The sequence below is a fragment of the Allobosea sp. UNC402CLCol genome (genome assembly GCF_000745475.1).
Lineage (GTDB): Bacteria > Pseudomonadota > Alphaproteobacteria > Rhizobiales > Beijerinckiaceae > Allobosea > Allobosea spartocytisi.
This window is the reverse complement of sequence record NZ_JQJJ01000010.1, coordinates 885,949-912,277: the sequence shown is the minus strand read 5'-3', so window position 1 is coordinate 912,277 and position 26,329 is coordinate 885,949. Positions and strand designations below refer to the sequence as shown.

Annotated in this window: 22 protein-coding genes; 8 read left to right on the top strand and 14 right to left on the bottom strand. The window is 66.9% G+C overall.

Going from position 1 to position 26,329, the window contains the following annotated elements; all coding sequences use genetic code 11:
• Window positions 1-49: 49 nt before the first annotated feature.
• The 3 genes from lysA to argH form a co-directional block, all read right to left on the bottom strand.
• Window positions 50-1,339 carry a diaminopimelate decarboxylase gene (gene lysA, locus GY40_RS16170; RefSeq protein WP_038363853.1) on the bottom strand — a complete coding sequence of 430 codons (1,290 nt, stop codon included), beginning with the start codon at window positions 1,337-1,339 and terminating at the stop codon, window positions 50-52.
• Window positions 1,340-1,511: 172 nt separating this feature from the next.
• Window positions 1,512-1,790, bottom strand: coding sequence for an LPS translocon maturation chaperone LptM (locus GY40_RS16165; RefSeq protein WP_133564704.1), 279 nt, complete (start codon window positions 1,788-1,790; stop codon window positions 1,512-1,514).
• Window positions 1,791-1,980: 190 nt separating this feature from the next.
• Entirely contained in the window at window positions 1,981-3,366 is a 1,386-nt protein-coding gene (gene argH / locus GY40_RS16160) for an argininosuccinate lyase (RefSeq protein ID WP_038363851.1), read from the bottom strand.
• Between the two features lie 30 nt (window positions 3,367-3,396).
• On the opposite strand from argH, the gene GY40_RS16155 reads away from it, so the two are divergent.
• From GY40_RS16155 to GY40_RS16140, 4 genes are all read left to right on the top strand, one after another.
• On the top strand, window positions 3,397-4,026 hold the full coding sequence (locus GY40_RS16155; protein ID WP_038363849.1) for a thiol:disulfide interchange protein TlpA: 630 nt from the start codon (window positions 3,397-3,399) through the stop codon (window positions 4,024-4,026).
• Between the two features lie 113 nt (window positions 4,027-4,139).
• On the top strand, window positions 4,140-5,210 hold the full coding sequence (locus tag GY40_RS16150; RefSeq protein ID WP_038363847.1) for a hypothetical protein: 1,071 nt from the start codon (window positions 4,140-4,142) through the stop codon (window positions 5,208-5,210).
• A 77-nt stretch (window positions 5,211-5,287) separates the two neighbouring features.
• Window positions 5,288-7,018 (top strand): carbamoyltransferase family protein, encoded by a 1,731-nt coding sequence (locus GY40_RS16145; protein WP_038364445.1) that lies wholly within the window; start codon window positions 5,288-5,290, stop codon window positions 7,016-7,018.
• Between the two features lie 190 nt (window positions 7,019-7,208).
• Window positions 7,209-7,454 carry a DUF1272 domain-containing protein gene (locus GY40_RS16140; RefSeq protein WP_038363845.1) on the top strand — a complete coding sequence of 82 codons (246 nt, stop codon included), beginning with the start codon at window positions 7,209-7,211 and terminating at the stop codon, window positions 7,452-7,454.
• Window positions 7,455-7,498: 44 nt separating this feature from the next.
• Here GY40_RS16140 and grxD read toward each other — a convergent pair whose 3' ends face one another.
• The 7 genes from grxD to galU all read right to left on the bottom strand — a co-directional run bounded on the left by grxD (window position 7,499) and on the right by galU (window position 13,398).
• Window positions 7,499-7,834 carry a Grx4 family monothiol glutaredoxin gene (gene grxD / locus GY40_RS16135; protein ID WP_038363843.1) on the bottom strand — a complete coding sequence of 112 codons (336 nt, stop codon included), beginning with the start codon at window positions 7,832-7,834 and terminating at the stop codon, window positions 7,499-7,501.
• A gap of 121 nt (window positions 7,835-7,955) precedes the next feature.
• Window positions 7,956-8,432, bottom strand: a complete 477-nt coding sequence (locus GY40_RS16130; RefSeq protein ID WP_142022020.1) for a hypothetical protein — start codon at window positions 8,430-8,432, stop codon at window positions 7,956-7,958.
• The gene (locus tag GY40_RS16125) at window positions 8,429-8,662 is read right to left on the bottom strand and encodes a BolA/IbaG family iron-sulfur metabolism protein (protein ID WP_038363838.1); all 234 of its coding nucleotides are present in this window, start codon (window positions 8,660-8,662) and stop codon (window positions 8,429-8,431) included. Before GY40_RS16125 ends, GY40_RS16130 begins: the two co-directional genes overlap by 4 nt.
• Window positions 8,663-8,674: 12 nt before the next feature.
• Window positions 8,675-10,885: a phosphoribosylformylglycinamidine synthase subunit PurL gene (purL, locus tag GY40_RS16120; protein ID WP_197062756.1), complete on the bottom strand. Its 2,211-nt coding sequence runs from the start codon at window positions 10,883-10,885 to the stop codon at window positions 8,675-8,677.
• A 96-nt stretch (window positions 10,886-10,981) separates the two neighbouring features.
• Window positions 10,982-11,419 (bottom strand): acyl-CoA thioesterase, encoded by a 438-nt coding sequence (locus GY40_RS16115; protein ID WP_038363836.1) that lies wholly within the window; start codon window positions 11,417-11,419, stop codon window positions 10,982-10,984.
• A complete protein-coding gene (locus GY40_RS16110; protein WP_038363833.1) occupies window positions 11,419-12,306 on the bottom strand; it encodes a methyltransferase domain-containing protein in 888 nt (295 codons plus the stop codon). Before GY40_RS16110 ends, GY40_RS16115 begins: the two co-directional genes overlap by 1 nt.
• Window positions 12,307-12,519: 213 nt before the next feature.
• Entirely contained in the window at window positions 12,520-13,398 is an 879-nt protein-coding gene (galU, locus tag GY40_RS16105; protein ID WP_038363832.1) for a UTP--glucose-1-phosphate uridylyltransferase GalU, read from the bottom strand.
• 169 nt (window positions 13,399-13,567) lie between these two features.
• On the opposite strand from galU, the gene galE reads away from it, so the two are divergent.
• On the top strand, window positions 13,568-14,560 hold the full coding sequence (gene galE / locus GY40_RS16100; protein ID WP_038363831.1) for a UDP-glucose 4-epimerase GalE: 993 nt from the start codon (window positions 13,568-13,570) through the stop codon (window positions 14,558-14,560).
• 162 nt (window positions 14,561-14,722) lie between these two features.
• Here the strand turns inward: galE and rnk are convergent, their stop codons facing one another.
• Complete coding sequence (gene rnk, locus GY40_RS16095; RefSeq protein WP_038363828.1) at window positions 14,723-15,151, bottom strand: nucleoside diphosphate kinase regulator; 429 nt, start codon at window positions 15,149-15,151, stop codon at window positions 14,723-14,725.
• A 331-nt stretch (window positions 15,152-15,482) separates the two neighbouring features.
• On the opposite strand from rnk, the gene GY40_RS16090 reads away from it, so the two are divergent.
• On the top strand, window positions 15,483-16,715 hold the full coding sequence (locus tag GY40_RS16090) for a lytic murein transglycosylase (protein ID WP_081925441.1): 1,233 nt from the start codon (window positions 15,483-15,485) through the stop codon (window positions 16,713-16,715).
• A gap of 58 nt (window positions 16,716-16,773) precedes the next feature.
• The gene (locus tag GY40_RS16085) at window positions 16,774-17,991 is read left to right on the top strand and encodes an SGNH/GDSL hydrolase family protein (RefSeq protein WP_081925440.1); all 1,218 of its coding nucleotides are present in this window, start codon (window positions 16,774-16,776) and stop codon (window positions 17,989-17,991) included.
• Between the two features lie 34 nt (window positions 17,992-18,025).
• Here the strand turns inward: GY40_RS16085 and GY40_RS16080 are convergent, their stop codons facing one another.
• A complete protein-coding gene (locus GY40_RS16080) occupies window positions 18,026-18,586 on the bottom strand; it encodes a GNAT family N-acetyltransferase (protein WP_038363820.1) in 561 nt (186 codons plus the stop codon).
• Window positions 18,587-18,726: 140 nt separating this feature from the next.
• On the opposite strand from GY40_RS16080, the gene GY40_RS16075 reads away from it, so the two are divergent.
• Complete coding sequence (locus tag GY40_RS16075; RefSeq protein WP_081925439.1) at window positions 18,727-19,251, top strand: DUF3859 domain-containing protein; 525 nt, start codon at window positions 18,727-18,729, stop codon at window positions 19,249-19,251.
• A 356-nt stretch (window positions 19,252-19,607) separates the two neighbouring features.
• On the opposite strand, the gene GY40_RS16070 is transcribed toward GY40_RS16075, so the two are convergent.
• Together GY40_RS16070 and gltB are read right to left on the bottom strand one after the other, a co-directional pair.
• Complete coding sequence (locus tag GY40_RS16070; protein WP_038363816.1) at window positions 19,608-21,032, bottom strand: glutamate synthase subunit beta; 1,425 nt, start codon at window positions 21,030-21,032, stop codon at window positions 19,608-19,610.
• Window positions 21,033-21,129: 97 nt separating this feature from the next.
• On the bottom strand, window positions 21,130-25,812 hold the full coding sequence (gene gltB / locus GY40_RS16065; protein WP_038364438.1) for a glutamate synthase large subunit: 4,683 nt from the start codon (window positions 25,810-25,812) through the stop codon (window positions 21,130-21,132).
• Window positions 25,813-26,329 lie beyond the last annotated feature (517 nt).

Here is a 26,329-nt window from a genome sequence, read left to right as displayed (position 1 = left end):
CCAACTGGTCATGAGATTCTCGGGTCAAGCCCGAGCATGACGCGTGAATTTACGCGAACCACCCCGGCAACCTGTCCGCCCCGATCAGCTCCTCATAGCTCTGGCGCGGACGGGTCACGGCATATTGGTCGCCCTTGACCATCACCTCGGCCACGAGCAGGCGCTGATTGTAGGTCGAGGACATCGAGGCGCCATAGGCGCCGGCGGTCATGAAGGCGATGAGATCGCCCTGCTTCAGCGCCGACAGCACCCGCCCCGTGGTGAAGGTGTCGCCCGATTCGCAGATCGGCCCGACCACGTCATAGGCGACGTCCGGCGCCCCGATCGCCGGCTCGGCCACCGGCCAGATCTCGTGATAGGCCTCGTACATCGCCGGCCGGACGAGGTCGTTCATCGCCGCGTCGACGATGAGGAACTGCTTGGTCGGACGCGGATTGAGATGCAGTACCCGCGTCAGCAGGATGCCGGCATTGCCGACGATGAGACGTCCCGGCTCGAAGCCGAGCTCGACATCGAGCCCCTTCGTCACCCGTCCCACCATCTCGGCATAGGCCTCGATCAGCCCCGGGCCGTAATCGAAGCTCTTCGGGATGTCGTAGGGAATGCCCAGCCCGCCGCCGAGATCGAGCCGCTCGACGCGGTGCCCCTCCCCCTTCAGCGCGCCGACCAGCGCCACCATCTTGGAATAGGCCGCCTCGAAGGCGTCGATCTCGCGGATCTGGCTGCCGATATGCACGGCAAGGCCCATGATCCGCACGCCCGGCATGTTCGCCGCCCGCCCATAGAGCCGGCCGACCTCCTCGAAGGAGACGCCGAACTTGTTTTCGGAGGAGCCCGTCGTGATCTTGGCATGGCCGCCGGCGCCGATATCGGGATTGACCCGGAACACCGCCTCCTGCCGCTTGCCGAGCGAGGCCGAAACCTTCGAGAGCAGGTCGAGCTCGCTCTCGCTCTCGATATTGACCTGGTAGATCCCGGCCTCGACGGCGAAACGCAATTCCTGCTCGCTCTTGCCGACGCCGGAAAACACGATCTTCTCGGGCGGGATGCCGGCGGCCAGCGCCTTGCGCACCTCGCCCTCGGAGACGGTATCGACGCCCGCGCCGAGCGCGCCCAGCGTCTTCAGCACGCCGAGATTGCCATTCGCCTTCATGGCGTAGAAGACATGCGCCTTGCCCGCCGGCACGGCCTTCTTCAGTGCCTGCTCGAAGAGCTTGTAGTGCCGCTCGATCGTCGCGCTCGAATAGACATAGACCGGCGTGCCGATTTCGGCCGCGATCCGGTTGAGGTCGACGCCCTCGGCATGGAGCGAGCCGTCGCGATAGGCGAAATGATGCATGGGCGGAACCCCGGAACGAGATCTGTTGAACCGTCGCCGTCATCCCGGGCGACCGAAGGGAGACCCGGAATCCCTGCCGGAGCGCTTCCGGTCGAGGCTCAGGCATGGATCCCGGCTCTGCGCTACGCTTGGCCGGGATGACTTCGCAGCAAGCTGGTGAGGGCGCCGCCGCTCACATCAGCGGATCGAGCAGGAACGGTTTTTCCGGCACGGTGATCGCCCGGTTCGCCTTGGCCGGCTTGGCCAGCACCGAGGCCGAACCGTAATCCGACACGTCGTTCGACTGCGCGCCGATCTGGTTGTCCGGCAGGTCGACGGCGCCGGAGACGTTCGGCGGCGCTTCGAGCGGCCCCTTGCGCCCGCAGGCGGCGAGCGCCACGCCGAGGAGGCCGACGACCAGGAGGGTGCGGCCGAATTTCAGGCGGGCAAGATTCAGACGGGATGGAAGCACGAAGACGAACCCTCGAACGAAACGTGGCGGGACAGTAGCGGAGGATGCGGCGAAGCGCGAGCGGTTGCGACAATCCTTCGCCGTCATTCCGGACGCCGCGAAGCGGAGATCCGGAATCCATCGTAGAGCACCAACGCCCGTCGATGGATCCCGGGTCAAGCCCGGGATGACGTGGCGTTTCGCCGTCCGACTAGCCTTTCGCGAGCTGCTTCAGCCAGCGCCTGGCCTGCTTGCGGACATTGGCCGGGGCCGTGCCGCCATAGCTGACGCGGCTCTTCACCGACTGGTCGACGCCGAGCACGGCGAAGACGGCCTCGGTGATCTGCGGCTCGACCGCCTGCATCTCGGCGAGCGTCAGCTTCTCCAGCCCGACCTTCTTCTCCGAGGCGATGCCGACAAGCCGGCCAGTGACGTGATGGGCGTCGCGGAACGGCATCTTCAGCACGCGCACCAGCCAGTCGGCGAGGTCGGTCGCCGTGGCATAGCCGGCGCCCGCCGCCTTCTTCATCGCCTTGAGGTCGGGCTGCATGTCGCGGACCATGCCGGCCATCGCGGCGAGGCACAGCGAGAGCGTCTGGAGGGCGTCGAACGTGCCTTCCTTGTCCTCCTGCATGTCCTTGGAATAGCTCAGCGGCAGGCCCTTCATCATCGTCAGCAGCGCCTGCAGCGCGCCGAAGACGCGCCCCGCCTTGCCGCGCACCAGCTCGGCCGCGTCGGGGTTGCGCTTCTGCGGCATGATCGAGGATCCCGTCGAGAAGGCGTCGGAGAGCCTGACGAAGCCGAATTGCGGCGTCGCCCAGAGCACGATCTCCTCGGCCAGCCGCGAGAGATGCATGGCGCAGATCGAGGCCGTCGACAGGGTCTCCAGCGCGAAATCGCGATCCGAGACCGAATCGAGCGAGTTCGCCGTCGGCCGGTCGAAGCCGAGCGCCTTCGCCGTCATGTGCCGGTCGATCGGGAAAGAGGTGCCGGCGAGCGCGGCCGCGCCCAGCGGGCATTCGTTGAGGCGGGCACGGGCATCGCGCACCCGGCCGCGGTCGCGGCCGAGCATCTCGACATAGGCGAGCAGATGATGACCGAAGGTGACCGGCTGCGCCGATTGCAGATGGGTGAAGCCCGGCATCACCGCGCCGGCATAGGTATCGGCCTTCTCGGCCAGCGCGCGCTGGAGGTCGGCCATCTGCCCGTCGAGCTCGTCGAGCGTGTCGCGCACCCAGAGCCGCATGTCGGTCGCGACCTGGTCGTTGCGCGAGCGGGCGGTGTGCAGCCGGCCGGCGGCCAAGCCGATCTTGTCCTTGAGGTTCGACTCGACGTTCATGTGGACGTCTTCGAGCGCACGCGAAAACGTGAAGGCGCCGCTCTCGATCTCGCCTTCGACCTGCTTGAGGCCGGCGGTGATCGTCGCGACGTCTTCCTTGGTCAGGATGCCGGTTTCGGCCAGCATGGCGGCATGCGCCAGCGAACCGCGGATGTCCTGGCGCCAGAGCCTCTTGTCGAAATCGATGGAGGCGTTGATCTCCTCCATGATGGCGTCGGGACCTGTGGCGAAACGCCCACCCCACATGCGGTTGCTCACGGCGGTCTTTCCTGCTTTTGAGGACGCACGATGACGTCAGGAACGAAGATCGGACTGGCCCTCGGGGTCGTGGCGGCGCTCGGCCTCGCTGGCGTGGCAGCCTTCTACTCCGGGCTGGGCGATGCCGGCAACGGATCATGCAGCGCGGCCGCCAAGACCGCAGCGCGCATGGCGCCGCTGGCGAAGGGCGAGGTCGCGGCGGTCGAGATCCGCCCCCGGCCCGAGCCGGCGCCCGAGCTCGCCTTCAGCGGGCCGGACGGCAAGCCGCTGACGCTCGCCGACTTCAAGGGCAAGACCGTACTGGTCAATCTCTGGGCGACCTGGTGCGCGCCCTGCCTGAAGGAAATGCCGGCGCTCGACGTGCTGGAGCGCGAGATGGGCGGCCCCGATTTCGCGGTCGTCGCCATCAATATCGACACGCGCAACCTCGACAAGCCGAAGGCCTGGCTGGCCGAGAACAAGGTCACCACCCTGCCCTTCTACGGCGACCCGCAGGCTTCGACCTTCCAGGCGCTGCGCAAGGCGCATAAGGTCGAGGGCATGCCGGTCAGCATCATCGTCGACAAGACGGGCTGCGAGCTCGGCATCATCCAGGGCCCGGCCGATTGGGCGAGCGCCGATTCGAAGGCGTTGATGGCTGCGGCCACGGACCGACCCTGACCGAATTCCACCTGACCAAAGACCGGATGAACCGCAGAGCCGGCGGCATGACGAACTCTTGTCGCATTGCGGCGTTCTGTTGCGGACGACATCGAAGACCGGAAGGACGAGCCATGACCCATCCACGCAGCGGCGCGAGCCGATTCGGCAGCTCCGGATCCGGCAAGTCCCGGCTTGGCAAGTCCCGGCTTGGCAAGTCCCGGCTTGGCAAGTCCCGGCTCGGCAAGTCCGGTGTCGTCGCATTCGCCTGCATCGCCTGGCTGGCGCTGGCGCTGGCGCCGGCCGTCGCGCAGGAGCGCAAGCCGATCCCCGGCACCAGCGTCTCGCTCGCCGCACCGAAGGGCTTCGAGCCGGCCACCGGCTTCTCCGGTCTGGTGAACAAGGCGAACCAGGCGAGCGTGCTGATCGTCGAGCTGCCGCCCGAGGCTCATGCGCAGCTCTCCACCCTGTTCGGCAATGCCGATGTGGCCAAGGCGAACTTCGCCCGCCAGAACATCACGATCAAATCGGTGGAACAGATCGCTGTCGGCGGCGACAAGGTGCCCTTGCTGACGGGCTCGCAGATCGCACCGACCGGCGACACCTTCGACAAATGGATCGTCCTGCTCAAGGGCGAGAAGACCGTGATGCTGACGGTACAGGCGCCGCAGAAGGCCAAGCTCGCCCCGGCGCAGATCAAGGCGATGATCGCCTCGGTCTCGCTCGGCAAGGAGCCGTCGCTCGACGAGAAGCTCGCCGCCCTGCCCTTCGCCATCAAGGCGACCGCGCCCTTCCGCGTGATCGACAGCATCGGCGGCTCCGGCCTGCTGATGACGGTCGGCGACAAGAACACCGACCCTTCCGGCACGCAGCCATTGCTGGTCGTCGCCTACCAGCCCACCGGGCCGGTCAAGCCCGGCCAGGAGGACGCCCTTTCCGAAAGCCTGCTCAAGGGCACGCATAATCTGGAAAACGCCACGGTCGCCGAGCGCAAGCGCGTGCCCTTCGCCGGCCAGGACGGCATGCTGCTCACGGGCTCGTTCAAGCACCCGAATGGCAGCAACAAGAGCTTTGCCCAGTATCTGGCGATCGGGCCGGATAGCCGCTTCGTGCGGCTGATCGTCATGGCCGACGAAAGCGAGATGCCGCAACTCCAGCCAGCCATCGACCAGACGGCAGCGAGCATCTCCTTCAAGGACAAATAGCAACCCTCCCCCGCGCGCAGCGACGGCCCGCGCCATTCGGATTGGCGCGGCGCCCCGGCACGGGTAAAGGCATGTCCATGCGTTACACGATCGGCCTCGCCACCACCTTCCACGACCCCGCCCTCGCGATCATCGGCCCGAATGGCGAGGTTCTCTTCGCCGAGGCGACCGAGCGCTATCTGCAATACAAGCGCGCGCCGAACTGCGAGCCGGATTCGGCCCCGCGCATGGAAGGGCTGCTGAAGCGCTACATCCCGGACGGCGCCGAGGTCGCGATCGCCACGAGCTGGGGCGAGGACTTCACCGGCTTCCTCGACCAGATGGCGCGCGCCGGCTCCCTCAGCCTCGAGGCGCTGCTCAAGCTCTCGCCCGAGCTCAACCGCTCGCTCGTGCCAGAGCGTACCGAGCGCGCGCTCATCGCCTCGCTCCACCACGCCCAACAGCGCGCCGGCATGGGCGTGCTGCTCGGCCTCGACCGCGCCTATGGCAAGGCCAATGTCACCGGCCTCACGCGCTACGGTCACCATCTCAGCCACGCAGCCTATGCCTGCTGGTCCTCGCCCTTCGACAACGCCGCCTGCCTCGTCGTCGACGGCATGGGCGAGACCGGCGCCTCGGCCATCTTCGCACTGGAGAACGGCAAGCTGCGCGAAGTGAAGCGCCATCGCGGGCGCGAATCGATCGGCTTCTATTTCGGCCTCGTCACCGACCTCGCCGGCTTCGACCAGGCCAAGGGCGAGGAATGGAAGATCATGGGGCTCGCCCCCTATGGCCGGACCGATCCCGAATTGATGGCGCTATTGCGCAGGCTCTATGCGATCGAGGGCCACAAGCTCTCCTTCGCCAAGGCGGATGTCGTGCAGGCGGTCGCCGCCGAAATCCTCGCCCGCCGCCCGGCCGACGCGCTCGACAAGGGCTGGGCCGACCTCGCCCGCTGCGGGCAGGATGTCTTCGCCGAGATGATGGAGGCGCTGCTCGCCGAGACCGCCGCTCTGGTCCCGAGCGAAAACCTCGTCATGGCCGGCGGCTGCGCGCTGAACTCCTCCTTCAACGGCAAGATCGTTGGCCGGCATGGCTTCCGGACGGTTTTCGTGCCTTCCGCGCCTGCCGATGACGGCAATGCGATCGGCGCGGCGTGGCTTAGCCACGCAGAGGCGAACCCGGATTGGCGCGCGTCGAAGGGGCCGCTTTCGCCTTATCTCGGCTCGACGGTCTCGACCGAGCCCTTCGAACGCATGCAGGCTTGGGAGCCGCGCCTGCGCAAGCTCAGCGCCGACGAGATCGCGCCGGTCACCGCCAAACTGCTCACCGAGGGCAAATTGATCGGCTGGGTGCAGGGCCGCGCCGAGTTCGGCCCGCGTGCGCTGGGCAACCGCTCGATCATCGCCGATCCGCGCCCGGCCGACGCCAAGGACGTCCTCAACGCCAAGGTGAAGTACCGCGAGGCCTTCCGGCCCTTCGCGCCCTCGATCCTGGCCGAGCACGCCGCCGACTGGTTCGAGAACTACCAGGACGCGCCCTATATGGAGCGCACGCTCACCTGGAAGGAGACGGTGCGTGACCGCGTCCCGGCCGTGGTCCATGAGGATGCGACGGGCCGCCTCCAGAGCGTCACGGTCGAGCGCAACCCGCGCTATCACGCGCTGATCTCGGCGTTCCATGAACTGACGGGCGTGCCGGTGATCCTCAACACCTCCTTCAACATCATGGGCAAGCCGATCCTGCACACGGCGGAGGACGCCATCCTGATGTTCTACACAAGCGGGCTCGACGCGCTGGTGATCGACGACTGGCTGCTGGTGAAATAGCCGGCGCAGTCAGGCATTCCCAAAAACACGCCGTCATCCCGGGTCTCCCTGCGGTCGCCCGGGATGACAGTGCAAAATTCCAAGGTCGAGAAAAATCGATCCGCGCCATTGATCGGTCGGATCACGCGAAGTCGCTGGCGTCGTCCCGGTTTGCGGTCATTCTTCCGCCACCCGCAAAGGAGACGACGCCATGCTGCAACTGCGCCCGAACTGCGAATGCTGCGACCGGGACCTACCGCCCCAGTCGCGCGACGCCCTGATCTGCACCTATGAATGCACCTTCTGCGCCGATTGCGCCGAAACGCGCTTCGCCGGCATCTGCCCGAACTGCGGCGGCGACTTCGCGCGCCGGCCGATCAGGCCGGAGCGCATGCTGGCGAAACACCCGGCGTCGACAGAACGCGTCCGCAAGCCGCACCCGCAATGCGCGGCCTGAGAAGCACCGTCAGGTCAGAAAGCTGATTGGGAAACCGGCGAGCCTCAGCTCGCCTGCTTCACCGAAATGCCCTTCTCCTCGAAGAGCGCCTGCAACTCGCCGGCCTGGAACATCTCGCGGGTGATGTCGCAGCCGCCGACGAACTCGCCCTTGACGTAGAGCTGCGGGATCGTCGGCCAGTTCGAATAGGCCTTGATGCCCTCGCGGATTTCCTGGTCCTCGAGCACGTTCACGCCCTTATAGGGCACGCCGATATAGCCGAGGATCTGCACGACCTGGCCGGAGAAGCCGCACATCGGGAATTGCGGCGTGCCCTTCATGAACAGCACGACGTCGTTGCTCTTCACTTCGGCATCGATACGGGCATTGATGTCGGACATGGGATAACGGCCTTTCTGCCGGACGATCTGATGGCGCTCGCTGGTGCGGTCCGCCTTATATCGGGGCGAGCGTTAGCAGATTCCAGAGCACCCCGCACCAGCCCCGGCCGCTCATCGGCCCTCAGGGCGCGGCATACCCCTCAGGGAAGGCGCGCGACGCCTCGTTCTCGAAGCGGAAATTGGTCATCGCCCAGCCCTCTTTGATCTTCTTGTAGGTGAACTGGAAGTACATGAACGGATAGCGGTTATCGTCGTACTGCGCGTAGAACACCATCACCCGGATCAGGTCGTTGAAGTTCCGGTCATAGGCGAGGCCGAGGACGTCGGGCTTCTTCTTGCTGAACGGCCTGAGATTGGTGGAGAGCTCGGTGTTCTCGCCCTTCTTCCTCAGAAGCCGCATCACCTCGGCGACGAAAGGCTCGCCGCCGTCACTCTGGAGCTTGTCGAGCAAGGCACGCGAATTCGCGGCCGGATCCTCCACCGGCGGCATGATCTGGGCCATGACCGGACTAGCGCCCAGCGCGATGCAGAACCCAGCGGCAGCCAGGCCGGCGCGCCACGGCGCGAGGCGCAGCCCCCCCGGCGCCGGCCGGCTCATTCCGCCACCGCCGTCGTCAGCGCAAGGGCGTGCAGCACGCCGCCCATATTCCCCTGCAGCGCGGCATAGACCATCTGGTGCTGCTGCACCCGGGTCTTGCCCTTGAAGGCCGCCGAGGTGACGGTCGCGGCATAGTGGTCGCCGTCCCCAGCCAGATCCTTGATCTCGACCGCCGCATCCGGCAGCGCCGCCTTGATCATGCGCTCGATCTCGTGCGCGTCCATCGCCATGGTCTTGCCTCCTCAGGCCGCCTTGCCGGCCATGTAGGACGGCAGCCAGTCTTCATGGATCTTGCGCAGATCGGCGACAGCCAGGGCCGGCTCGCCCGGTAGGCTGAGCGCCGTGCCGCCGGTGCGGCCGATCGTCAGCGCCGGCACGCCGGCGGTCTTGGCCTCGGCCAGAATCGCATCGGCCTGCACAGCCGGGACCGTCAGGACATAGCGCGCCTGATCCTCGCCGAAGAGTGCGGCGTGGGCCGAGCCGGCCGGCAGCGTCTCGATGGTCGCGCCGACGCCCTTGGCCATCGCCATTTCAGCGAGCGCCACGGCAAGGCCGCCGTCAGACAGATCGTGGCAGGTCGAGACCGTGCCCGACGCGATCAGCCCGCGCACGAAATCGCCGTTGCGGCGCTCGATCGCGAGATCGACCGGCGGCGGAGCGCCTTCCTCCCGGCCGCAGATGGTCGCGAGATAAGAGCTCTGGCCGAGCCAGCCCGCGGTCTCGCCGATCAGGATGATGGCCTCGCCCTCGCCCTTGAAGGCGATGGTGGCGTGCTTCGTGACATCGGCCATGACGCCGACGCCGCCAATGGTCGGGGTCGGCAGGATCGAGACGCCGTTGGTCTCGTTGTAGAGCGAGACATTGCCCGAGACGACCGGGAAATCGAGCGCCTTGCAGGCCTCGCCGATGCCGCGGACGCAGCCGACGAATTGGCCCATGACTTCCGGCTTCTCGGGATTGCCGAAGTTGAGGTTGTCGGTGATGGCGAGCGGCGTCGCGCCCACCGCGGTGAGATTGCGCCAGGCTTCCGCCACCGCCTGCTTGCCACCCTCGAAGGGATCGGCCTCGCAATAGCGCGGCGTGACATCAGCCGTCATGGCGAGGCCCCGCGGCCCCTCCTCGATGCGGATGACGCCGGAATCACCGCCGGGCCGCACCACCGAATTACCGAGGATCAGCGTGTCGTATTGCTCCCAGATCCAGCGCTTCGACGACAGGTCCGGCGAGCCGATCAGCCTCTTCAGCGCCTCGGCGTTGCCGCAGGGCGGCGTCACGCTTTCCGGCGCGATGCGCTGCTGCGGCGGGGTCTCGATCCAGGGCCGGTCATATTCGGGGGCCTCGTCGCCAAGCTCCTTGATCGGCAGGTCGGCCATGACCTCGCCCTGATGCTTCACGACGAAACGCAGCGTGTCGGTGGTGTGGCCGATGACGGCGAAGTCGAGCCCCCATTTGGTGAAGATCGCCTCGGCGGCCTCCTCATGGCCCGGCTTGATCACCATGAGCATGCGCTCCTGGCTCTCCGAGAGCATCATCTCATAGGCGCTCATGCCCTCCTCGCGGCAGGGCACCTTGTCGAGGTCGAGCTCGACGCCGAGATCGCCCTTGGCGCCCATCTCGACGGCCGAGCAGGTCAGGCCGGCGGCGCCCATGTCCTGGATCGCGTCGACATGGCCGGCGGCCATGATCTCGAGGCAGGCTTCGAGCAGCAGCTTCTCGGCGAAGGGGTCGCCGACCTGCACCGTCGGGCGCTTCTCCTCCGACTTGTCGTCGAATTCGGCCGAGGCCATGGTCGCGCCATGGATGCCGTCGCGGCCGGTCTTCGAACCGAGATAGACGATCGCCTTACCGACGCCCGACGCCTTGGCGTAGAAGATCTCGTCGGCCTTGGCGATGCCGACCGCCATGGCGTTGACCAGGATGTTGCCGTCATAACGGGTGTGGAAGCCGGTGGCGCCGCCGACATTCGGCACGCCGAAGGAATTGCCGTAGCCGCCGATGCCGGCGACGACGCCGGAGACGAGATGGCGGGTCTTCGGATGCGCCGGATCGCCGAAGCGCAGCGCGTCGAGCACCGCGATCGGGCGCGCGCCCATGGTGAAGACGTCGCGCAGGATGCCGCCGACGCCCGTCGTCGCGCCCTGATAGGGCTCGATGAAGGACGGGTGGTTGTGGCTCTCCATCTTGAAGACGATGGCCGTGCCCTCGCCGATATCGATGACGCCGGCATTCTCGCCGGGACCCTGGATCACCCAGGGCGCCTTGGTCGGCAGCGTCTTCAGATGGATCTTCGAGGATTTGTAGGAGCAGTGCTCGTTCCACATCGCCGAGACGATGCCGAGCTCGGTGATCGTCGGCTCGCGGCCGATCAGATGCAGGAAGCGCTGGTACTCGTCCGGCTTCAGGCCGTGCTCGGCGACGAGCTGCGGGGTGATCTTGATGTCGTTCGGAATCACGGGCTCAGGCTTCCTGGCGGTCCGGCGATAGGGGTTGGCAGGGGCATAGCCTGCCTTAACGTGCGAGACAACGCATTCGCGGCTGAGACGCCGTTTTCAGCTCTGGATGGCAGTCAACGCGGCCCTGAGCGGCGCCGGAATCGGCACCGGCTTCTGGCTCGCACGCGCGACATAGACATGGGTGAAGCGCCCTTGCGCCGCCGCCTGCTCGCTCCCCTGCCTGAAGATGCCGATGCGATAGGTCACGGAGCTGGTGCCGAGCCGTTCCACCGCGATGCCCGCTTCGACGGTTTCGGGAAAGGCGACGCTTTCGAAATAGCTGCAGCCGGTCTCGACCACGAGCCCGACGATCTCGCTCGTCGCCGGATCGAGGAAGCCGTTCTCGATCAGCCAGGCGTTCACCGCCGTGTCGAACCAGCCGTAATAGACGACGTTGTTGACGTGGCCATAGACGTCATTGTCGTGCCAGCGCGTCGGAATGGCGCGGAAAATGCGGAAATCGCCGCGGGTCAGGCGGGATGCACGCTCGGCCATCAGCCTTCGCCTCCCGGCTTCTCGCCGGTCTTGATTTCCGGCACGCCGAGCGCATCGGCCAGCCGCGCCTTGGCCGAACCCGGCCGCAATGGCTTCTGCTGGCTCTCATGCGGCGCCCAGCCGGAGAGCCAGACGAATTCGAAGGTCGCCGGCAGGCGTCCATCGGCATCGGCGAAGCGCTCGGCATAGAGCGACGCCGCCCGCAGCAAGGTCTCCCGCTTCAGCGGTGCCTTGCGGCGCGCGACGAGGGTGTTGGCCCAGCCCATCGCCCTGAGATCGCGGAAGAGACCGAAGGCGTCGCGATAGCGCACGGTCACGGTCTCGCTGTCGATGACGGGCAGGGCGAAACCGGCTCGCTGGAGGAGCCCGCCGAGATCGCGCAGATCGGCGAAGGGCGCGACGCGCGGGCTGACCCCGCCGGTCGTCTCGCTTTCGGCTTCGAGCAGCGCTTGCCGGAGCTCCTGCAAGGAGCGCCCGCCGAGCAGGCAGGCCATGAACAGCCCGTCGGGCTTGAGCGCCCGCTTGATCTGGATGAGCGCGCCGGGCAGGTCGTTGACGCCGTGCAGCGCCAGCAGCGAGACGGCCAGATCGAGCGAGCCGGCCGCGAAGGGCAGCCGTTCGAGATCGCCGACCAGATCGGCCGACGCACCGTCCGCCTCCGCTATGCGCCACACCCGGCCCGCCTTGCCCGCAAGGACCGGCGCGACGACCGGCAGCGGCGTGCCGAGATCGGCCGCCACCGCGAATTCGCGCAGCACCGCGCCGAGCCGCTCCTCCAGATCGCCGGCCGCGCGTTGCAGCAGGAAATCCGGGTAGTCACCGGCAAGCGCGCGCTTCAGCCGCGACCGGCCGAGCGCACGATCGAACACGAGGCTCTGGTCACTCAACGGGGCATCTCCTGCATGGCCCCTCATCCGGCATTTTCCAGGGAATGGCCACCCGACAAATCGACTGCGGGAGGCGGTTTCCCATGCCTATCAAACGCGGGGCGTCCCGGACGGAGCGAAACGGAGATCCGGAATCCCCGCCTGAACCGGTCCGACATGGCTCCCGGGTCGACCCGTGGTCGCCCGGGATGACCCACGCTCTTCCTGTCCGCTTCAGCGATCGAGCAGCTTCTCGATTTCCGCGCGCAGTTGCGGGCCGAGATCGCCGCGGTCGAGCGCATAGGCCACATTCGCCGTCAGGAAGCCGATCTTCGAGCCGGTGTCGTAGATCTCGCCATCGAAGCGCACCGCGAAGAACGGCTCCTGATGCGACAGCGCGATCATCGAATCGGTGAGCTGAATCTCGCCGCCCGCACCCTTCTCCTGGTTGGCGAGCAGGTTGAAGATCGTCGGCTGCAGGATGTAGCGGCCGGTGATGTGCAGGTTGGACGGGGCGGTGCCCTTCGGCGGCTTCTCGACCATACCGGTGATCTTCGAGACCTTGGCCTTGGCGTCCTCGACGCCGACGATGCCGTATTGATGCGTCTGATCGTCCGGCACCGGCGCGACGGCGATGTGGTTGCCGCCATGCTGGTCATAGGCCTCGATCATCTCGGCAAGGCAGCCCTTCCCCGCGCTGTAGTGCAGCATGTCCGGCAGCAGCAGCGCGAAAGGCTCGTCGCCGACGATCTCGCGCGCGCACCAGACCGCATGGCCGAGGCCGAGCGGCGCCTGCTGGCGGGTGAAGCTGGTCGCGCCCGCTGCCGGCAGATCGTGCTTCAGCGCCTCCAATTCCCTGGTCTTGTTGCGCTTGGCGAGGGTATCGTCCAGCTCGTAAGCCATGTCGAAATGATCCTCGATCACCGCCTTGTTGCGGCCGGTGACGAAGATGAAATGCTCGATGCCGGCGGCGCGCGCCTCATCGACGACATGCTGCACGACCGGACGGTCGACGATGGTCAGCATCTCCTTCGGGATCGCCTTGGTGGCGGGCAGGAAGCGGGTGCCGAGACCAGCGACAGGGAGAACGGCCTTGCGGATGCGTTTCGTCATGAAGGGTCCTTGACGCGAGTGCCTTTGCCGAAGCGAGGCTTTGATGGGGTGGGCCGCACAACTGTCACTGTCGTCGGCCATCAGGAGCGTATTAGCTGACAGGCCTTGAGAACCCGTCAACCGGTTTCGGATAGGCAGAGTTCCAGACGAAGATGAGGCAAGAGTGACAATGGCGGTATTGGTCTCAGGCGGCGCCGGCTACATCGGCAGTCATATGGTGCTGGAATTGCTCGATCGCGGCGAAAAGGTCGTGGTTCTCGACAATCTCTCGACCGGTTTCTGGTGGGCCGTTCCGCCCGAAGCGACCTTCATTCAAGGGGATGTCGGCGATCAGGAGCTGGTCGAGAAGCTGATCGCCGAGCATGGCGTAACGGCGCTGGCGCATTTCGCGGCGCGAATCGTTGTTCCTGAATCGGTGAGTGATCCGCTTGGTTATTATTTCAATAATACTGTCAAAACCCGAGCATTGATTGAAAGCGCCGTGCGCGGCGGCGTCAAGCACGTGATCTTCTCCTCGACGGCGGCGGTCTATGGCGAGCCCGCCGTCTCGCCCGTGCCGGAGGAGATCGCGCTCAACCCGATCAATCCCTATGGCCGCTCCAAGCTGATGAGCGAATGGATGCTGCAGGACGCCGCGAAGGCCCATGGCTTCTCCTACATCGCCCTGCGCTATTTCAACGTCGCCGGCGCCGACCCGAAGGGGCGTTCAGGCCAGTCCTCGCCCAACGCCACCCATCTGATCAAGGTCGCGAGCCAGGCCGCGCTCGGCCAGCGCGACGGCTTGACCATCTTCGGCACGGATTACGCGACGCCGGACGGCACCTGCGTGCGCGACTACATCCATGTCACCGATCTCGCCCGCGCCCATCTCGCCGCGCTCGACCATCTGCGCGACGGCGGCACGAGCCTGACGCTGAACTGCGGCTATGGCCGCGGCTATTCGGTGAAGGAGGTCACCGAGGTGGTGAAGAAGGTCTCCGGCATCGACTTCCCGGTGACGCTCGCCGCGCGCCGGCCCGGCGACCCGGCCTCGCTCATCGCCCGCGCCGACCGCATCCAGGCCGAACTCGGCTGGCGGCCGGAGCATGACGATCTGGAGGAGATCGTCGGCCAGGCCCTCGCCTGGGAGGAGAAGCTCAGGATGAAGAACGCCTCGGCCTGAACGTCACATCACGCCGTCTTCGGAAAACCCACCGTCATTGCGGACAAGCCGCGTCAGCGGCGCCGATCCGGAATCCATCGAGACGCACCGCGCTCTATGATGGATTCCGGGCCTTCGCCCGGAATGACGGTGCGTGTCCGGGAAGGCAGCACGCATCCGACCTCAGGCCGCCGCCGTTTCCCCGGCAGGCTGGCCGACCGCCACGACGCTCAGGCGCTTCACATCGCCGGAGCGCGTCGTCCAGTCGATCGAGCGGCCGGAAGCCATGCCGATCAGCGCGACGCCGATCGGCGTCATCACCGAGATCCGGTTCTTCTCGATATCCGCATGCTCAGGCCAGACCAGCGTGACCTTGGTCTCCCGCCCGGTGCTCTCGTCGCGATAGGTGACTTCGCTGCCGATATGCACATGCTCGGCCGAGACCCGGCCTTCCGGCAGGATGCGGGCACGGTCGAGCTCATGCGTCAGCTCGGCGGCGAGTTCCGGCATGGTGTTGGCGGCGCCCGCCGCGATGCGGCTGAGCATCGCATGGTCGGCGGCGGTCACGGTGATGGCAGGGCGCGCGGGCGCCTTCCTGGTCTTGTCGGTCATGTCTGTCTCTCGGAGAAATCAGCGCAGGCGGCCGGGCGCGAAACAGGCCCGGACGAACGCCGTTGCTGGAAGATGGGAATCAAGTGGAGGCGCCCCCGGACCGGAGGCGCCAAGCGCGACAGGCCCGGGGCTATAAGCCCGCGATGACGTTACCCGACCGATGCCGGCCGCGAGCGAAGGAAAAGGCGCTGTGCATCCGATCAGGGTCGGACAATCGCCGCGGCTTGTCAAATTGCGCGCAATTTGCCGCAGTATTCCCCGATTTAACGCTTGGTTAATCTTGTTCGGGCGCTCTGGAGGTGTTTTCATCCCTCAGCCGTCGGGAGCCCCCATGCGCCTGTCCGTCCTCGCTGCTTCGGCCTTGCTGAGCCTGGCGCCGGCGCTCGCGCAGACCACGGGCTCGATCAACGTGTCGCGCGCGCCGGCCGGCAGCGCGCAGGCGAGCCCCGCCAGCGCCTCCTTCGACATCTTCCTGCAACGGCTCTGGCCGCAGGCGCAGGCGCGCGGCATCTCGCGCACGACCTTCGATCTCGCCTTCCGCGGCGTGACGCCCGACGCCTCGATCGTCGCGCTGACCAAGAAGCAGTCCGAGTTCAGCGCCCCGATCTGGAGCTATCTCAACAACGCCGTCGGCGGCGGCCGCGTCCAGCGCGGCCAGGCGGTGGCGGCGGAGAACGCGGCCGTGCTGGCCCAGGTCGAGGCCCGCTACGGCGTGCCGAAGGAGGTCGTGCTCGGCGTCTGGGGGATGGAAACCAATTTCGGCTCCTTCAAGGGCAGCAAGGACGTCATCCGCTCGCTGGCGACGCTCGCCGCGATCCGCTACCGCGGCGACTTCTTCCGCGACGAGTTGCTGACCGCGCTCGAGCTGATCCAGAAGGGCTATGTCGAGCGCGACGAATTGCGCGGCTCCTGGGCCGGTGCCATGGGCCACACCCAATTCATGCCGTCGAGCTACATGAAATACGCCGTCGACTGGACCGGCAACGGCCATGCCGACATCTGGAACTCGTCCAGCGACGCCATCGCCTCCACCGCCAACTACCTGAAGAGCTATGGCTGGGTCCCCGGCCTGCCCTGGGGCATGGAGGTTTCGCTGCCGGACGGCTTCGACCATCGCCTGGACAAGGCAAGCTTCGCCGCCTTCCGCTCCGCCGGCGTCCGCCGGGCCGATGGCCGCGCCCTGCCCTCCTCCGGCGAGGGCCGCCTGTTCTACCCCGCCGGCCATACCGGCCCGGTGCTGCTGCTGACCGCGAATTTCGACGTCATCAAGAAATACAATTCCTCCGACGCCTATGCGCTGGCGGTCGGCCATCTCGGCGACCGCATCATGGGCCGGGCGGCGATCCAGGCCGATTGGCCGCTCAAGGCGGCCCGCCTCGACATGGCCGGCACCAAGGACGTGCAGCGCCGCCTGAAGGCGCTGGGGCTCTACGACCACGACGCGGACGGGCGCATCGGCACCGGCACGCGCGAGGCGGTGCGGCGCTACCAGATCAGCGTCGGCGAGATCGCGGACGGCTATCCGACGCCGGCCCTGCTCACCCGGATGCGCGGCTCCCGCTGACTTTTGGCCCATCCGGCCCTATATTGAACCTGTCCCGAGCCGCTGGATCGGATGGCTGATGCGCCTGCGCTCGCTCGTCATGGTTCTCTGCTCCGCCTGCCTGCTCCTCCTGACCGGCGGCCCCGTTTCGCTCGCCCAGCAGCCGCCGCAACAGCAGCGCAGCCTGTTCCAGCTCTTCTGGCAATTGCCCGCCAGACCGGCCGTGCAGCCGCAGCAGCCGCGCCTGCGCCCCAGCCCGGCCCCGGTCGTTCGGCGCAGCAGGGCGGCGGCCCCCGTCGTCGTTCGCGACGATCCCGTCATCCCGAAGGTCGATGTCACCAACCACATCGTGGTAATGGGCGATTCCCTCGCCAACCTGCTCGCCGACGGCCTCGACGAGGCGCTGAACGACCGCCCCGATGTCGAGGTCACCCACCGGACGAAGCCGGATTCAGGCCTCGTCCGCACCGATTTCTACGATTGGCAGAGGGCCGTCACGGATCTGCTCGCCAGCGACCAGAAGATCACCATCGCGGTCATGATGGTCGGGCTCAACGACCGCCAGCCGATCCGCGAAGGCGACATCGTGCAGGAGCCGCTGAGCCCGCGCTGGCTGGAGCTCTATCGCGACCGCGTCGACGCACTCGCCACCGCCTTCGCGGCCAAGCGCATCCCGCTGATCTGGGTCGGCGTCCCGCCCGTGCAGAATGCCCGCCTCTCGGCCGATCTCGTCACGCTGAACGAGCTTTACCGCGAACGGGCCGAGAAGGCCGGCGGCCAATATGTCGACCTCTGGGGCGGCTTCGTCGATTCCGAGAACCGCTATACCGCGACCGGCCCGGACGTCTCCGGCCAGCCGACGCGCCTGCGGCTCGGCGACGGCGTGCACTTCACCAAGGCCGGCGCCCGCAAGGCCGCGCATTTCGTCGACCTCGTCATCCGCCGGATCATCGAGCAGGCGCCGCAGAGCAATGTGATCGCCCTGCCCGTCGCGCCCGACACCGGCGCCCCGACCGCGCCCGAGCTGCAGCCCGGCGGTGTCGAGCGCCTGATCGACCAGATGGCCGCGGGCTTGCCGGCGATCGGCCTGCCGCAGGCTCTGCAGGCCCGCCCCCTGGCCGGACCGATCCAGCCGCTGACCGGACAGGCGGCGCCCTCGGCACAGCCGCTGCTCGCCTCGATCACGGAAGCGCGCGGCCGCGGCGATGCGGCCGACCAGCTCGAGCGCGTCTTCGGCCAGGGCATCGCGCCCGAACCCGTGCCGGGCCGCATCGACGACTATCGCTGGCCGCGGTGAGGACCGGGCCGCTGCCCCGGCATGCTGCCCGGCATCAAGCCGCGCCGCGCCACTCCGCCGCGAGCAGCGCATAGAGCAGATCGTCCCGCCAGACCTCTCCCACGCGCAGATTGTCGCGCAGCAGGCCCTCGCGGCGGAACCCGAGCTTCTCGATCAGCCGGATCGAGGCGCGGTTGTCCGGATGGATGAAGGCCTGGAGGCGATGCAGACCGAGCTCCGAGAAGCAGAAGTCGAGCATCGCCGTGACCGCCTCCGTCGCGATGCCCTGCCGGTGGAGAGCGGGATCGATCATGTAGCCGATGCTCGCCCGCCTGCTGCGGATATGCCCGTCGTGATAGTTGACGAGCCCCAGGCAGCGATCGGTCCCGGCATCGGCCACCGCCCAGAACCGGTAATAGGACGGCGTGCAATCGACGAAGCTGCGCACGGAGCGCTCGGTTTCGATGCGCTTCGTGTAGGTCGGCTGGTTCCAGAACCGCATCGCCTCGGGGTCGGCGAAGCAGGCATGCATCGCATCCACGTCATCGGCGCGGAACTGGCGCAGGCGCAGGCGGGGCGTCGCAAGGACCGGATGCGGGATCGCTTGCTTCGGCATGCGGTTGCCTCGGGCGAAGGGCTATCCTGATGCTCGACCGCCGAGATGGCCGGCCGCGGCGCCGGGGCCAGACACTCCATCTTTGACTGGCGTTTTTGCAAAGTTCAACATGCGAGGCAGCGGAACGCCCCCGAGGTCTCATGAGCAAACGCCGATATATGGCCGCGATGATTCTTGCCGCCGTTTCCGGCTCCGCGGTCGCCGCGCCGAAAGCCGAGATCGTCGATTTCGGGGTCACCGTGGGTCGCCGCATGATGGCGGCCCCGACGCCCGGCGGAACCGGTCTCGAACCGGCTCGCGAAATGAAGAACATCCGCTACCTCGAGCGCGCGGACCGCATCGAGGCGCGGCTATGCCGGAATTTCGGCCTCACGCTCAAGCTGAGCGACGCCATTCCCCAGATCCTGCCGCACCAGGTCTCCGTTCGCGTCCTGCACCCCCAGTTCACCCGCCCCGATGGCAAGACCAGTACGCAGGACCGCTTCCCGAGCGCGGTGATCGAGGGCGTCACCCATATCGGCTTCACCTTCGATCACGAATGGGAAATGGAGCCGGGCGGTTGGACCTTCATCGTCTCGGCCGGCGGGCAGGAGATCGCGCGGAAGGACTTCACCGTCACCGCTTCCCCGCCCGGCGCCCCCAACTCCGATTGCGGCGTCGGCTGATCGCATATCCTGTTGCGGACACTAAGCGGTAAGTGTGCGCCGGCGGATCGTCCGCCGTCCCGGAGACACCGCCGGGATTCCGATCATCGTGGCAAGCGGGCTGTACTCGGATCGTGCCTCGCGGCGGCGCTCATCGTAATCCTCGGCCCGCCGTTCCTGCTCCATCGCACGATCACGGAGGATCGCGTTCTTCAGGCCCAGCTTGCCGGCTGCTCGGATTACGCCACGCGGGTCCGAGGGCGGCTGGTCCCGGCATTTGGTGCTTGAGCACTCTACGATGGATTCCGGGTCAAGCCCGGAATGACGGCGTGTTTCTACCGAAAATCGGCAAGCTCCCGCAATGGAGGGCGCCCCCGTCACATCGGCAGGATGGTCTCGCCCATCAGATGCTTGTCGATGGCGTGCGCCGCCTGGCGGCCCTCGCGGATCGCCCAGACGACCAGAGACTGGCCGCGGCGCATGTCGCCGGCGACGAAGACCTTGTCGACGCTGGTGGCGTAGTCGCGGTCGTTGGCGACGACATTGGCGCGCTTGTCCACGGCCGCGCCCGACTGCGCGATCATGCCCTCGATCACCGAGCCTGCGAAGCCGATGGCGAGGAAGCAGAGATCGGCCTGCAGCACGAACTCGGTGCCGGGGATGGGCTTGCGCTTCTCATCGACGCGCGCGCATTTCACGCCGGTCAGCCGCCCGTTGCGGCCCTCCAGCCCGAGCGTCGCCGCCTGGAACTCGCGCTCCGCGCCCTCGGCCTGCGAGGAGGAGGTGCGGAACTTCGTCGGCCAATAGGGCCAGACCGTGAGCTTGTCCTCGATCTCCGGCGCCATCGGCCGGATGTCGAGCTGCGTCACCGAGAGCGCGCCCTGCCGGAAGGCGGTGCCGACGCAGTCGGAAGCCGTATCGCCACCGCCGACCACCACGACATGCTTGCCCGCAGCCAGGATCGGCGCCTCGCCCGAGACGTCCTCGCCGCCGACGCGCTTGTTCTGCTGGGTCAGGTAGGGCATCGCGTAATGCACGCCGGCAAGATTGGTATCCGGCAGGCCGGGATCGCGTGGCGCTTCCGCCCCGCCCGTCATCAGCACCGCGTCGTGCTCGGCAAGGAGCGTCGCGAAGGGCAGCGTCACGCCGATATTGGCGTTGTAGTGGAAGGTGACGCCCTCCGCCTCCATCTGCTTCACCCGGCGGTCGATATGCTTCTTCTCCATCTTGAAGTCGGGAATGCCATAGCGCAGCAGACCGCCGGCCTTCGCTTCCCGCTCATAGAGATGGACGTCGTGGCCGACGCGGGCGAGCTGCTGCGCCGCAGCCATGCCGGCAGGCCCCGAGCCGACGATGGCGATGCGCTTGCCGGTGCGCCTGGCCGGGATCTCGGGCGCGATCCAGCCTTCTTGCCAGCCCTTGTCGGCAATCGCCTGCTCGATCGTCTTGATCGTCACCGGCATGTTCTCGAGGTTCAGCGTGCAGGCTTCCTCGCAAGGCGCGGGGCAGATGCGGCCGGTGAACTCCGGGAAGTTGTTGGTGGAGTGGAGGTTACGCAGCGCATCCTCCCAGCCGCCGGAATAGACCAGCTCGTTCCAGTCCGGGATCTGGTTGTGCACCGGGCAGCCGGTCGGGCCGTGGCAGAAGGGGATGCCGCAATCCATGCAGCGCGCCGCCTGCTTCTTGATATCGCGCTCCTCCTGCGGGAGCGTGAACTCCCGGAAGTGGCGAATGCGATCGCCGGCGAGCTGATACTTCTGCTCCTGCCGGTCGTATTCGAGAAAGCCCGTGACCTTGCCCATGCCGTTTCTCTCGCCCTGTGCCCGGGTCGCCCCGCGCGCATGCCTTAACCTGTTCCGGGTGCCGGGACCGTGACGGCCCCGGCAGGTGGCGTTTCGCTTATTCCGCGGCCTGCAAGGTGCGGGCCTGCTCCATTTCGCGTAGCGCGCGGCGGTACTCGACCGGCATCACCTTGACGAACTTGGTGCGGTAATCCGCCCAGTTGTCGAGGATCGTGCGGGCGCGCTCCGAACCGGTGTAGTTCGCGTGGTTCGTCAGCATCTGCATCAGGCGCTCCTCGTCATGGCCCGACATGTTGGTCATGTCGATGCGGCCCTTATGCTCGAGGTCACCGCCGTGATGGTGCAGCCGCTCCATCAGCTCCTCTTCCTCCTCGACCGGTTCGAGATCGACCATCGAGAGGTTGCAGCGCGACTTGAAGGTGCCGTCCTCGTCCAGCACATAGGCGATGCCGCCCGACATGCCCGCGGCGAAGTTGCGCCCGGTCTGGCCGATGACCGCGACGACTCCGCCGGTCATGTATTCGCAGCCATGGTCGCCCGTGCCCTCGACCACCGCGATGGCGCCGGAGTTGCGCACCGCGAAGCGCTCGCCGGCGACGCCGCGGAAATAGGCCTCGCCCGAGATCGCGCCGTAGAGCACGGTGTTGCCGACGATAATCGAGCGTTCGGCCACGGCCCGGGTCGCGGGATCGGGCCGGACGATCAGCTTGCCGCCGGAGAGCCCCTTGCCGACATAGTCATTGGCCTGGCCGGTGAGCTCGACCGTGACGCCAGCCGCCAGGAAGGCCGCGAAGCTCTGGCCCGAGGTACCCTTCAGCTTCACCGTGATGGTGTCGTCCGGCAGGCCGGCATGGCCGTATTTCTTGGCGACGACGCCCGAGAGCATCGCGCCGGTCGAGCGGTCGACATTGCAGATGCTCTCCTCGATCACGACCGGCTTAGCCGTCTCGACCGCGCCCTGCGCCGCCTTGATCAGCTTGCGGTCGAGCACATCGTCGATCGGGTGCTTCTGCAACTCGACATGGCGGATCGCCACGCCCGGCAGGTCAACCTTGTGGAACAGCCTGCTGAAGTCGAGCCCCTTCGCCTTCCAGTGCTCGATCGCCTCGCGCTTGTCGAGCAGGTCCGAGCGGCCGACGATCTCGTCGAGGCTGGTGAAGCCCATCTCCGCCATGATCTTGCGGACATCCTCGGCGACGAAGAAGAAGTAGTTCACCACATGCTCGGGCAGGCCCTTGAAGCGCTTGCGCAGCACCGGGTCCTGCGTCGCGACGCCGACCGGGCAGGTGTTGAGGTGGCACTTGCGCATCATGATGCAGCCCGCCGCGATCAGCGGCGCGGTCGAGAAGCCGAACTCGTCGGCCCCGAGCAGAGCGCCGATCACCACGTCGCGGCCGGTGCGCAGGCCGCCATCGACCTGCAGCGCGATGCGCCCGCGCAGATGGTTCAGCACCAGGGTCTGCTGCGTCTCGGCGAGGCCGATCTCCCAGGGCGAACCCGCATGCTTCAGCGAGGTCAGCGGGCTCGCGCCGGTGCCGCCCTCGAAGCCGGAGATGGTGATGTGGTCGGCGCGCGACTTGGCGACGCCGGCCGCCACCGTGCCGACGCCGATCTCGGAGACGAGCTTGACCGAGACATCGGCCGCCGGGTTGACGTTCTTCAGGTCGAAGATCAGCTGGGCGAGATCCTCGATCGAATAGATGTCGTGATGCGGCGGCGGCGAGATCAGGCCGACGCCCGGCGTCGAATGCCGGGTCCGGGCGATCTTGGCATCGACCTTGTGGCCGGGAAGCTGCCCCCCCTCGCCAGGCTTGGCACCCTGCGCCACCTTGATCTGCATCACGTCCGCATTGACGAGATACTCGGCCGTGACGCCGAAGCGGCCCGACGCGATCTGCTTGATCGCCGAGCGCTTCGAGCGCCCGTCCGGCATCGGCTTGAACCGGATCGCTTCCTCGCCGCCCTCGCCGGTGTTCGACTTGCCGCCGATCTGGTTCATCGCGAGCGCCATCGTCTCATGCGCCTCGCGCGAGATCGAGCCGAAGGACATCGCGCCGGTGGCGAAGCGCTTCACGATCTCGGACGCAGGCTCGACGCTCTCCAGCGGCACGGGCGCCCGGCCCTCATCGGCCGCCATCTTGAGCTTGAACAGGCCGCGGATGGTGCTGAGTCGTTGCTCGTCGTCATTCACCTGCCGGGCGAACTCCTCGTAGCGGTCCTGCGCGTTGAGACGCACGGCGTGCTGGAGCGAGGCGACGACATCCGGCTTCCAGACATGGTCCTCGCCGCGGACGCGATACATGTACTCGCCGCCGATATCGAGGCTGTCGCGGTAGAGCGGCGAGTCGCCGAAGGCGTCGCGGTGACGGCGCAGGCTCTCCTCGGCGATCTCGTCGAGACCGACGCCCTCGATCGCCGTGCCCGTCCCGAAGAAGAACTTGTCGACGAAGGCGCTCTTCAGGCCGACGGCATCGAAGATCTGCGCGCCGCAATAGGACTGATAGGTCGAGATGCCCATCTTGGACATCACCTTCAGCACGCCCTTGCCGACCGACTTGATGTAGCGCTTCACCACCTCGTCGGCATCGACCTCCTCGGGGAAGGCGCCCTGCGCATGCTGGTCGAGCAGGGTGTCGAAGGCGAGATAGGGGTTGATCGCCTCGGCGCCATAGCCGGCAAGGCAGCAGAAATGATGGATCTCGCGCGGCTCGCCGGATTCGACGACGAGGCCGACCGAGGTGCGCAGGCCCTTGCGGATCAGGTGATGATGCACCGCCGCCGTCGCCAGGAGCGCCGGGATCGGGATGCGGTCGGCGCCGACCTGCCGGTCGGACAGGATGATGATGTTGTAGCCGCCATGGACCGCCGCCTCGGCGCGCTCGCAGAGCCGCTCCAGCGCGCCATCCATGCCGGCCGCGCCCTCGCGCGCCGGATAGGTGAAGTCGATGGTCTTGGTGTCGAAGCGATCCTCGTAATGGCCGATGCAGCGGATCTTCTCGAGATCATCATTGGTCAGGATCGGGGTGCGCACTTCCAGGCGCTTGCGCCGCGAGGTGCCTTCCAGATCGAGGATGTTCGGCCGCGGCCCGATGAAGGAGAGCAGGCTCATCACCAGCTCCTCGCGGATCGGGTCGATCGGCGGGTTCGTGACCTGCGCGAAGTTCTGCTTGAAATAGGTGTAGAGCAGCTTCGACTTGAACGAGAGCGCCGAGATCGGCGTGTCCGTGCCCATCGAGCCGACCGCTTCCTGCCCGGTCACCGCCATCGGCGCCATCAGCAGGCGGACATCCTCGGTGGTGTAGCCGAAGGCCTGCTGGCGATCGAGCAGCGGCACGTCGGTGCGCGAGGCCCGCGCCTCGACCGGCGGCAGATCCTCCAGCACGATCTGGGTGCGCTTCAGCCAGTCCTTGTAGGGGTTGGCGAGGCAAAGGCTCGTCTTGATCTCGTCGTCGCCGATGATGCGGCCCTGCTCGAGGTCGATCAGCAGCATCTTGCCGGGCTGGAGGCGCCACTTCTCGACGATCTTCTCCTCCGGGATCGGCAGCACGCCGAACTCGGAAGCGAGCACGACGAGGCCATCGTCGGTGACAAGATAGCGCGCCGGGCGCAGGCCGTTGCGGTCCAGCGTAGCCCCGATCTGGCGCCCGTCGGTGAAGGCGATCGCCGCCGGTCCGTCCCAGGGCTCCATCAGCGCGGCGTGATACTCGTAGAAAGCGCGCCGCTCCTCATCCATCAGCGGGTTGCCGTTCCACGCCTCCGGCACGAGCATCATCATGGCGTGGGTGAGCGAATAGCCGCCCTGCACCAGGAATTCGAGCGCGTTGTCGAAGCAGGCGGTGTCGGACTGGCCCTCATAGGAGATCGGCCAGAGCTTCGAGATATCCGAGCCGAACAGGTCGGAATCGACGCTCGCCTGCCGCGCCGCCATCCAGTTGACGTTGCCGCGCAGCGTGTTGATCTCGCCGTTATGCGCCACCATCCGGTAGGGATGGGCGAGGCGCCAGGACGGGAAGGTGTTGGTCGCGAAGCGCTGATGCACGAGGGCGAGCGCGCTGTCGAAGCGCTCATCCTGCAGATCCTTGAAGTAGGAGCCGAGCTGGTTCACCAGCACCATGCCCTTGTAGACGATGGTGCGGCAGGACATCGAGACGGGGTAGTACTCCGCCGTCTTGCGCTCCTGATGCCGGTAGACCTTGTTCGAGACGGACTTTCTGAGGACATAGATCTGCCGCTCGAACTCGTCCTCGTCCGTGATGTCGTCGGGGCGGCCGACGAAGAGCTGGCGATGCACCGGCTCGGTCTCCAGCACGGCCTTGCCGAGATCGGCGTTGTCGACCGGCACATCGCGCCAGCCGAGGAAATTCAGGCCCTCCTCCTCGACGGCCTGGGAGATGATCTCCTCGCAGAGCGCGCGGATCGCCGGATCGCGCGGCATGAAGAACTGACCGATGGCGTAGAAGCCGGGCTCGGGCAGATCGATGCCGAGCTTCGCGGTCTCTTCCTTGAAGAAGCGATGCGGGATCTGGGTAAGGATGCCGCAGCCGTCGCCGAGCTTCGGATCGGCGCCGACAGCGCCGCGATGGTCGAGATTGTGCAGGATCTGCAGGCCCTGCTGCACGATGGCGTGGCTCTTGCGGTTCTTCATGTCGGCGATGAAGCCGACGCCGCAGGAATCTTTCTCATTGGCCGGGTTGTAGAGGCCCTGATGCGTCGGCAGCGCCGGGTCGCGCACGGCCGGGAAGCGCCCGATATCCTCGTTCGATTGGCTGGTCGCGCTCATCGTCAAACCCCGCTCGCCGGAACCCACCGGCGCGATGCCGGCGGGCAGGCGTATCAAGCCCACACCATCCCTTTCCGCGCCGGTCTTTCCGAGCCGGCCGGAAGCCGGCAGCAAGGAAGGGGCCAGAACGGATCGGCCTTGTCTTTTGTCAGAGGCTTGCTTGCGCTTTGTTTCCACCGCGCCCGCGTCCTCCGCAGGCGCTTCGGGCGGCTATCGCCCGGTCGCGCCTGTCTTAGGCCGTCGTTTTACGGACGGCGCGCGTACGGCGGTTGGCTTTGGCATTAGCAGCCCGGCCCCTCGTCATGCTCGCCTCCGTTGCGACGGCGCGACCTCAGCCTGGGACGGCTTTTGGTCGGCGCGATGAAAAATGGGACAGCAACACTGTCCTATCGAGACGAATTTGCCAGAATTCCAATCTGCGCACAAGCACCGATTTGAGGCAGAAACGAAATTTTATTGCGATATCCGATTCTCACGAGACATTTCCGGCATGAAAGCCCGACTCCGGCGATGCGCT

Excerpts from the sequence above, each read along its gene's own strand:
- lysA (WP_038363853.1), bottom strand. The coding sequence starts at position 1,339 with ATGCATCATTTCGCCTATCGCGACGGCTCGCTCCATGCCGAGGGCGTC.
- GY40_RS16155 (WP_038363849.1), top strand. The coding sequence starts at position 3,397 with ATGACGTCAGGAACGAAGATCGGACTGGCCCTCGGGGTCGTGGCGGCG.
- GY40_RS16150 (WP_038363847.1), top strand. The coding sequence starts at position 4,140 with ATGACCCATCCACGCAGCGGCGCGAGCCGATTCGGCAGCTCCGGATCC.
- GY40_RS16145 (WP_038364445.1), top strand. The coding sequence starts at position 5,288 with ATGCGTTACACGATCGGCCTCGCCACCACCTTCCACGACCCCGCCCTC.
- GY40_RS16140 (WP_038363845.1), top strand. The coding sequence starts at position 7,209 with ATGCTGCAACTGCGCCCGAACTGCGAATGCTGCGACCGGGACCTACCG.
- grxD (WP_038363843.1), bottom strand. The coding sequence starts at position 7,834 with ATGTCCGACATCAATGCCCGTATCGATGCCGAAGTGAAGAGCAACGAC.
- GY40_RS16130 (WP_142022020.1), bottom strand. The coding sequence starts at position 8,432 with ATGAGCCGGCCGGCGCCGGGGGGGCTGCGCCTCGCGCCGTGGCGCGCC.
- GY40_RS16125 (WP_038363838.1), bottom strand. The coding sequence starts at position 8,662 with ATGGCGATGGACGCGCACGAGATCGAGCGCATGATCAAGGCGGCGCTG.
- GY40_RS16115 (WP_038363836.1), bottom strand. The coding sequence starts at position 11,419 with ATGGCCGAGCGTGCATCCCGCCTGACCCGCGGCGATTTCCGCATTTTC.
- galU (WP_038363832.1), bottom strand. The coding sequence starts at position 13,398 with ATGACGAAACGCATCCGCAAGGCCGTTCTCCCTGTCGCTGGTCTCGGC.
- galE (WP_038363831.1), top strand. The coding sequence starts at position 13,568 with ATGGCGGTATTGGTCTCAGGCGGCGCCGGCTACATCGGCAGTCATATG.
- rnk (WP_038363828.1), bottom strand. The coding sequence starts at position 15,151 with ATGACCGACAAGACCAGGAAGGCGCCCGCGCGCCCTGCCATCACCGTG.
- GY40_RS16090 (WP_081925441.1), top strand. The coding sequence starts at position 15,483 with ATGCGCCTGTCCGTCCTCGCTGCTTCGGCCTTGCTGAGCCTGGCGCCG.
- GY40_RS16085 (WP_081925440.1), top strand. The coding sequence starts at position 16,774 with ATGCGCCTGCGCTCGCTCGTCATGGTTCTCTGCTCCGCCTGCCTGCTC.
- GY40_RS16080 (WP_038363820.1), bottom strand. The coding sequence starts at position 18,586 with ATGCCGAAGCAAGCGATCCCGCATCCGGTCCTTGCGACGCCCCGCCTG.
- GY40_RS16075 (WP_081925439.1), top strand. The coding sequence starts at position 18,727 with ATGAGCAAACGCCGATATATGGCCGCGATGATTCTTGCCGCCGTTTCC.
- GY40_RS16070 (WP_038363816.1), bottom strand. The coding sequence starts at position 21,032 with ATGGGCAAGGTCACGGGCTTTCTCGAATACGACCGGCAGGAGCAGAAG.
- gltB (WP_038364438.1), bottom strand. The coding sequence starts at position 25,812 with ATGAGCGCGACCAGCCAATCGAACGAGGATATCGGGCGCTTCCCGGCC.